The organism is Lentzea atacamensis (genome assembly GCF_003269295.1).
In the GTDB taxonomy this organism is placed as follows: domain Bacteria; phylum Actinomycetota; class Actinomycetes; order Mycobacteriales; family Pseudonocardiaceae; genus Lentzea; species Lentzea atacamensis.
Genome location: NZ_QLTT01000029.1, coordinates 1 through 1,258, shown reverse-complemented (window position 1 = coordinate 1,258; position 1,258 = coordinate 1). Strand labels below are relative to the sequence as shown.

Annotated in this window: 1 protein-coding gene; it reads left to right on the top strand. The window is 66.2% G+C overall.

The features are described from left to right. Positions 1-107: 107 nt before the first annotated feature. The coding region (locus tag C8D87_RS44965; protein ID WP_112232840.1) for an HNH endonuclease signature motif containing protein at positions 108-1,258 on the top strand (1,151 nt) is incomplete at its 3' end.

Sequence of the window (1,258 nt, the reverse complement as noted above, 5' to 3'; positions counted from 1 at the left end):
TGCGCACTAGAGAGAGTGTGCGCGCACGGTGCCATAGGGCCGCTGACCTGCGTGTTCACCCGATTGTGGAATGGCATTCGAACACGTGTTCCTGCCACAATGGACGCATGCCACCCCTCGGACTCTCCACCCCGCTTGAGCTCCTCGACGAGCTCAAGCGGAAAGTCCGCGCGCTGCAACAGCTTCAGTTCCAGGTGGTGGAGATCGTCGGCGCGCTGCAGCAGCAGGGCGCAGCAGAAACCTTGGGATACAAGGATCTCGCCGAAGTCTTCAAGCACACCCTGCACTGGGATCCCAAGGTCACCCGCCGCAAGCTCAAGCAGGCAGCCGCCCTGTGTCCCACGATGACCCCGACCGGTTCCCTGATGGAGCCGGTGTTGCCTGGGATCGCGGCCGCGATGGCCGAGGGCGCGCTGTCCGAAGACCACGTCGATGTTCTGGCCGAGGCGATGGCCGAACTGCCCGCCGTGGCCGAAGAACACCTCGTGCGGTACGCACTCGAACACGAACCCCGCTCAGCCAAAGCCTTCTGCAAGAACCTCGCCTACCACCTCGACCAGGACAGACCCGAACCCAAAGACCCCGAACCCGTTCAGCCGCGCAACACCGTGCGCCGCCGCAGACAGAGTGACCGGTACCAGCTGTTCGCCGACCTCGACCTGGAGACCGGTGCCAAGCTCGACGCGCTGCTCGACCCGCTGACCAAACCCGCCCCCGACGACCTCCGGTTCGCGCCCGAGCGGGAAGGGGACGCGTTCTGCGAGATCGTCGACCTCGCGCTGCGCGCCGACCAGCACCGCATCCACGGCGGCGAACGCGTCCAGCTCACCGTCACCGTCGACTACGACAAGCTCCGCGCCGCCATCGGCACCGCCCGGCTCGACAACGGCGACCACCTCCCGATGAACCAGGCCCGCAAGATCGCCTGCGACTCCGGCGTGATCCCGATACTGCTCGGCAGCCGCTCCCAGATCCACGACGTCGGCCGCAAAACCCGAGCCCTCAACGCAGGACTACGCCGCATGCTCGCCGCCCGAGACAAAGGCTGCGCCTTCCCCGGCTGCACCAGACCACCCAGCCACTGCGAAGCCCACCACATCCACCACTGGGCAAACGGCGGCCCAACCAACCTCAACAACCTCGTACTGCTCTGCCGCCGCCACCACGACCTCATCCACCACTCCCACTGGCAGATCCAGATGATCAGCGGCCTACCGCACTTCCGGCCGCCCGCGTTCATCGACCCACAACGAAAACC